The organism is Microcoleus sp. BM001215392 (assembly GCF_036700185.1).
Taxonomy (GTDB): Bacteria; Cyanobacteriota; Cyanobacteriia; order Cyanobacteriales; family Microcoleaceae; genus Microcoleus.
The window spans coordinates 1-6,618 of the sequence record NZ_JAUBOJ010000396.1 but is presented as its reverse complement, the minus strand read 5'-3'; the positions used below and the strand labels follow the sequence as shown (position 1 = coordinate 6,618).

Annotated in this window: 5 protein-coding genes; 3 read left to right on the top strand and 2 right to left on the bottom strand. The window is 46.7% G+C overall.

What is annotated here, in order from left to right:
• Positions 1 to 56: 56 nt before the first annotated feature.
• Positions 57 to 932 (bottom strand): TIGR01548 family HAD-type hydrolase, encoded by an 876-nt coding sequence (locus QT974_RS28905; RefSeq protein WP_333471829.1) that lies wholly within the window; start codon positions 930 to 932, stop codon positions 57 to 59.
• 177 nt (positions 933 to 1,109) lie between these two features.
• Here QT974_RS28905 and QT974_RS28900 point away from each other — a divergent pair, with 177 nt between their 5' ends.
• Together QT974_RS28900 and QT974_RS28895 are read left to right on the top strand one after the other, a co-directional pair.
• A complete protein-coding gene (locus tag QT974_RS28900) occupies positions 1,110 to 1,421 on the top strand; it encodes a 30S ribosomal protein PSRP-3 (protein ID WP_293181450.1) in 312 nt (103 codons plus the stop codon).
• Between the two features lie 566 nt (positions 1,422 to 1,987).
• Entirely contained in the window at positions 1,988 to 3,061 is a 1,074-nt protein-coding gene (locus tag QT974_RS28895) for a class I SAM-dependent methyltransferase (RefSeq protein WP_333471828.1), read from the top strand.
• A gap of 128 nt (positions 3,062 to 3,189) precedes the next feature.
• Here the strand turns inward: QT974_RS28895 and QT974_RS28890 are convergent, their stop codons facing one another.
• Positions 3,190 to 4,554, bottom strand: coding sequence for an RNA-guided endonuclease InsQ/TnpB family protein (locus QT974_RS28890; RefSeq protein ID WP_333471827.1), 1,365 nt, complete (start codon positions 4,552 to 4,554; stop codon positions 3,190 to 3,192).
• Between the two features lie 948 nt (positions 4,555 to 5,502).
• Here QT974_RS28890 and QT974_RS28885 point away from each other — a divergent pair.
• Positions 5,503 to 6,381: a Mo-dependent nitrogenase C-terminal domain-containing protein gene (locus QT974_RS28885; protein ID WP_333471826.1), complete on the top strand. Its 879-nt coding sequence runs from the start codon at positions 5,503 to 5,505 to the stop codon at positions 6,379 to 6,381.
• Positions 6,382 to 6,618: the final 237 nt, after the last annotated feature.

Below are 6,618 nucleotides of genomic sequence, written 5' to 3'. Positions count from 1 at the left end.
TCTACACAAACAAAACAAGCCGGACGCCGGTTGAAGATCGAACGGTTAAAATTATGTTATTTTCTTGAGTCCGCGGAGGCGGACATCGTTTGTGTAGACGCGGTTTCAACCGCCGTCGGATCTGTATTAACGGCCGTCTTAACGGCCGTCTTAACTAATTCTCCAATTCGTGCGGCAGTCAACTCCTCGACATTGGTAAAAACTGCCGCAGCACCAGCTTTTTTCAGCGCCGCAGCATAGGCTTCACAGCGAGTAGAATCATCCAAAACGTGAGGCGGCAAAATTCCTGCGCCCAGCCAAACCCGATTCGGTTGTAATTCCCGCGCTTTCACCACCGTGTAAATATCTGCAACAGTATCTCCTGCATAAATCACTGGCAAATTGCTTTCTAAACCGTGCAGGCTTTCCAACTGTTCAATTGTTGCGAAAAGTCCAGTCGGATTTGGTTTTCCCGGTGCATCTTCCATCGCGACTAATACGGGGGAATTTAAACTCAGTTTCCCTGACAAAACATAAGCTGCTTCATCGCGCATCGCGCCGCTAAAAAATCCCCAAGCAACGCCTCCAATTGTTAAATTTTCCAGGTAAGCCGGACTTAACAGCAGCGGTTCGTCACAAATGTAACCAGTCCAATTTTTATCGTCATCCCCGCGATAGCGACTTTGGAAAAATGCTACTAATTCGTCATAGTTGAAATCGAGTTGATTTCGCGATCGCCCAATCCCCTCAAAATAACGGCTAACTAACTCCAAAGACGCTTCCCAGTCATTATTCCACACTCCCTCAGACTTCAGAGAGTCGATGTCGATCGAATTCGGGCGAAAAGCACCAGCCGTGAAATGTTCTACCGCATCGGCGATCGCCCGCCTGTACGAACCGGACACATCCCGCACTACACCGTCAATGTCAAAAACTAAAATAAATCTGTTCACAACTTAATTATCCTGATAGCTGGGGCGAGTGAGTGCCAAAATTTTATCGGTTTCGGGCCCCTAAGCAGCGGGAAACCCAGCCGCGCGACAAAACTTTTAATCGCCTATGACTCATTATTGAACAGAATGTGCTACGCTTAGCGATTGTAGAAATTTTTAACAAGTTCGATCGGAACCCTGGAGGTTTGCTTGTCCAAGTTCATCTTAAAAGTTCTCTGGCTAGAAGAGAATGTTGCCCTCGCCGTTGACCAAGTTGTCGGTAAAGGAACTAGCCCGCTGACAGCTTATTTTTTCTGGCCCCGCAAGGATGCGTGGGAAGAACTCAAAAACGAACTCGAAGCCAAACACTGGATTGCTGACAACGATCGCGTCGAAGTCCTCAACCAAGCTACAGAAGTAATCAACTACTGGCAAGAAGAAGGCAGACGGCGCCCGATGACTGAAGCTCAGTCAAAGTTCCCCGAAGTGACTTTTACCGGCAGCAACTAAGCCCAGCTTACACTTGCTACCCAGATAAATTGCCTGTGATGGCCCACAGGAAAACGAGAGAGGGGGAGAAGGCGAGAGGATTTGCTTTTTCCACCTCGTCCTGAAAAATACAATTTAACAGCGCTACAGTCGATCGAGATATTGCCCTTCTCAAGGGCGGTGAGGTATGTCAGGTAATTGGTAATTAGTAATGGGTAATTGGTAATTGGTAATTGGCGATCGCTTTACATAAATAACTTAATAAGCGGTATATTAACTAGATTTTTTAGACATAATCTGGTTGTGCGGTTAATAAATTTGAGATTATAAATTTTAAATTTAATCCAAAACAAAACTCTAAGTAGATAAGGACAAAAACATCGTACAGCCTTTCTCAAAAAAGTGAGGTATGCCCGCTAATCTTATGCCCGGCGCAAGCCCATGCCCTATGCCCCATGCCCATGCGTCCGCGAATCTTTCTGAGAAAGGCTATATCTACAAGACACTATTGTTTTTTACTAACAACTGTCAACTAACAACTGTCAACTAACAACTGTCAACTGTCAACTGACTTTTTTCCGTAACTTATGGGCGCCGAAAGCACGATCGACAAAACCGAACAGCTACCGCTGGTAGTAAATCCCGAAATTCTCCAGCAAGCCATCCTCTACAAAGTTAATACCCGCGTCACCGCACGCGGAGAATTAATTTTCCCTTGCGTACCGGGAATGGTCAGCCACTATATCAAGGCAATCGAAAAGTTATTTCTCACCCTCGACAGACCCCTCCCAGAAGAACGCAGAGAAGAACTCACCAAGCTGTTAGCCACCAAATTAGAACAAGGCTATCGCAGTTCAACAGCATCGATCCTGATCCTGCAATACGAATCAGTGCAGCCACCACAAACCGGTTTAGCCTGCAAAGTGCTGGTCAGTACCTCAACAATTGGAGAACAGTACAAAAGCTGGGTAGACACTAGAGAACCGCCTCTATTTGGTTCCCATCCCGATGCAAAAGTGATGGCAACGGCTGCTAAATTGGGAAATCCCGATCGCATCCGCATCTTAGACGTGGGGGCCGGTACCGGGCGCAATACCTTACCGCTGGCAAGATTGGGCTATTCTGTAGATGCGATCGAACTAACCCCAGCTTTTGCCGAACAATTGAAAACAGCCGTCAGCGCCGAAAACCTTCCCGTCACAATCACAGAAGGCGACGTGCTCGACCCCTTAATGCGGATGAAACCAGCCCGCTACCAACTTGCAGTCGCCGCCGAAGTCATCTCGCATTTTCGAGACAGCGATCAAGTACGGCTGTTCCTCGCCAAAATGTGCGATTTCCTCTGTCCCGGAGGCGTGTTGCTGTTCAGCACCTTTTTAACCATCGGCGACTACCAGCCAGACGCCCTCGTGCGGCAAGTGGCACAACTTTCCTGGTCTACCTTATTCACACCCCAAGAGCTCGCCGCCGCCATGGAAGGCTTACCCTTAGTCCAAATATCCGACGAATTGGTGTGGGAGTACGAACGCCACCACCTGCCCGAAGGAGCCTGGCCGCCGACCCCCTGGTTTCCCAGTTGGGCCACGGGTAGAGATGTCTTCCCGATGGCAAACGGACGCCCGCCCATGGAACTGCGCTGGATTTTGTGCCGCCGCAGCTAAGTAACAGTTGACAGTTGACAGTTGACAGTTGACAGTTGATAGTTGTCAGCAGAGACGTAGGGTGCGTCGCTGCCCAGAAGCCGTGACATCTCCTACACCAACCTGAGTACAGGTATGGAGTAGGCTTCTCAGATATTCCGGAGAATATGGAGAACTTCCTTAGAGGTATCATCAGTGATAGAACCAACTATCACCATGCCACCTTTACGGCGTTTTATAGTAGGGAAAATGTCCAGCCCTACTCTCAGGACGTTGATCGCGGCGTTAATGTCGCGGTCAACCCAGAGTTTTAGGTCAGCGTCCCAATAGTTGCGGATACTACAGTCAGTGAAGATCACTTCATCTCGGTATGCAAGTAATTGGGAAGTATAAGCGGGATTCTTTGCAATCACTACGGCTCCAGCTTTTCCAGCTATGTGACCAAGGAGTTGAAAGAATTGACCGAACGCAGCATCCGCCCAACTCAGATTGAGTCCAGATTTAGAAGCTTGCCCGTTTGGGATGAATGCCCCAGTCTCGTCTTGTTTTGAGGCGTTACGCTTTGACAGACCCTTGAGATTAAGGTGTTCATGAAAGAAAACTTTTTTACCCGTTCTCACCAACTTGTGAGCGGTCTTGTATTGAAAATCTTTACGACATCTGGCAATTTTTTGATGCTGTTTACTTTCTCGCTTTGCCAGTTGGCGACGTGACTTAGAACCGCGTTTCCGAGCGTTCTTTTTCTGCGAAATGCGAGTGAGTTTGTGTTGGCTTTTTCGTAACACTTTAAGCGATGGCAACTTCACGCCTTCAGATGTTGCAAGGTAGTCATCCTCATGCAGCACCGCATCCATACCTAGCGAGTTTTCCCAAGTTGAGATGATGTCGTTCTGTAAAACAGGCACGGTTGAATCTTCTAAGCGTAAATTCACAAACCAGCCATCATTCTTTTTAACGAATTGAAGCTGTTTTAGGATCGCACCATCTGGCAAGTGACGATGTGACCGAACCTTGATTAATCCAATCTTGGGAACTTTCACGTACAAGTACTTGCCACCGACAGAGCAAGAATGCAATTCAAGTCCAGCACCTTCAATCACAAATGAACGAAAGCGCGATTGAGCCTTAAACCGAGGTTTGCCGCTTCTTTTCCCCGCGCTATCACCTGCAATGAAACGCTCAAACGATTTGTCAACTCGCTTGCAAACTTCCTGCAATGTGTTCGCTGGGACTCGTGATAAATCCAACACTTCACCCGACCATTCAACCGTTAAGGGTGCTTTCTTGAGTCCTGGTAGATACTTCTTTTGGCTGTAATAATTCGGCTGAGCTCGCAATTCGGGTAATGCCGTCACTAACGGGCATGAATCCACCGGTGAGCGATTCATCTGCCACCAGTCAAACCTATCTCCTAGCTGACGGTTGTACCAGTACTGGCAAATCCGCAGCCAGAGATTTAACTCTAGCTTCTGTTGTGTTGTGGGAAGTGCTTTGTACTGGTAGGTGTATTTCATACTAGGATTATAGCACACAGCTATACGAGACAACGCTATGAATCAGGTTAATTTTCGAGTCACCGATGAAGAATTGAAACACTTAAAAAGATACTGCGAAATCAAGGAAAGACAGCAGAGTGAGGTTCTTCGTGAGTTGATAAGGAAATTGTCAATAAGAAGGGGTATTGAACCCCAGAGATTGACGCGCATTCCTCTCACACCAAATCAAAGATTATGGTGTGAGGTTACGGCACGCTCTAGCTAAATTCCACAGAAAATCTGACAGCGACGCACCTGACAAACAGATTTAGCCAACAAACCCAACACTTCTTTTGCAGGGGCAGGGTGCGTCGCCGTTAATCATCGCTAAATTCCACAGAAAATCTGACAGTGACGCACCTGACAAACAGACGTAGGGTGCGTCGCCGTTAATCATCCCTAAATTCCACAGAAAATCTGACAGTGACGCACCTGACAAACAGACTCAGCAAACAAACCAATACTTCTTTCAAAGTAATTTTTTTGAGAAATGGTGTTATTTATAAACTGCCCCAGCAATCACAGACCTTGACTGGCGGTAATAGTTGCCTCAAGTCTTTTTATTTGAAAACCATAAAGCCGGCTGCCTGTCAAATGTTGCGCGGCCGTTACACAAAAATTTACAAAAATATATATTAAAATGTAAACATAGCAAAGTTTGTTAGCGAAGCCCTCGAAGAGGATCGCCCCGCAGTAAGAAACCCGGTTGCTGATTAGATCCTATGTTGGCAAACCTGTGATTGCTTGCGATAAATTCGATCAATCTGGTGTTGAATTTACGTAAAATTCGATACGCTATCTCGAATCGGTGCAACTATACTTAATAATCAATCAACGAAACCTATTCCTCAAGATAGACGGCATTTTAGAGGAAGCGGAATAAACCATAGATTAGCTCGCTAATCGGCGAAGCTCCTGAAAAAAAATATGCTTTTAACACGTCCACTACAAGCGTTTGGAGCAATCTTCGGGCACAAACCTTCAACAAATAGATCGATCGAGCAAAAAAGCAGTAAAAATTATTTAGGGTGGAATATTGATCCCGCTCCAAACCAACAAATTGACTGGTATGTCGAACTGGAAACGCTGATGAGTAACGCGAAATCTAACTGCACGGATCTAGAGATTGCCGCTTGGCTGCGGGGATTGCTGACAATTGCTTGGGCTGACGGCAACTTTGACGAAAACGAGCAAAAAATGATTGCCAATCTAACTCAGGATGAACTACATCCGGTACCTTTTGAGACAGATTTTGAACCGATTACCGCAGAAGAACTAGCTGCTGTGTTAGGGAAAGGCACCGCCAACGGCGAGAATTTTTTGAGAACAGCAGTCATGGTAGCCTTAGCCGACGGTACGTACTCCCTGAGCGAAGACGAGGTACTTTACAAGTTTTGCACAGCTTTGGGTCACAAAGTCGAGGCGATCGAATCTCTGCGACACACCATCGAAGACAGCAGGTACGCACCCCAGGGCCCCAGCAGCCAAACAGCCGTTAGCTTGAACGCCGCAACACCCCTGATATCTGGGCGACCTCAACCTCACCAAAAAAACGTCCTCCAACCCGTCAAAGACTGGCTCGACGGCTGGGAAGTTCACGATCCGAGAGTTGCACGTTTTGTCTGTAAAATGATTCCACCGCAGTGTCCGTTTGAGCGAGATGTCGTGTTATTTGGCCGCAAAATCGTCCACATTCCACCGATGTGCAAGCTTAACCCGCTGTACGAACAATTGGTGGGGATGCGCTTTCGAGCTCTCTGCTATTTGGCAGATGATTGCAAGGAAGATGTATCGTCATATTGTTAAGAGTCATTGGTCAGTTGTCAGTTGTCAGTTGTCAGTTGTCAGTTGTCATTGGTCAGTTGTCATTCTTGTGAAATTTTCGATTAATGAGTGCAAGCTATTAACCAATAACTACTAATTAGTCCAGTAGGATGTGCACTTCGCACCAAAAGATCGACATTGGACTTGGAGCTGGTATCATAACTACTGACAACTGACAACTGACAACTGACAACTGACAACTGACAACTGACAACTGAC

What these genes read in the sequence shown, in the direction of transcription:
- QT974_RS28895 (WP_333471828.1), top strand. Translation starts at nt 1,988, where the DNA reads ATGGGCGCCGAAAGCACGATCGACAAAACCGAACAGCTACCGCTGGTA.
- QT974_RS28890 (WP_333471827.1), bottom strand. Translation starts at nt 4,554, where the DNA reads ATGAAATACACCTACCAGTACAAAGCACTTCCCACAACACAACAGAAG.
- QT974_RS28885 (WP_333471826.1), top strand. Translation starts at nt 5,503, where the DNA reads ATGCTTTTAACACGTCCACTACAAGCGTTTGGAGCAATCTTCGGGCAC.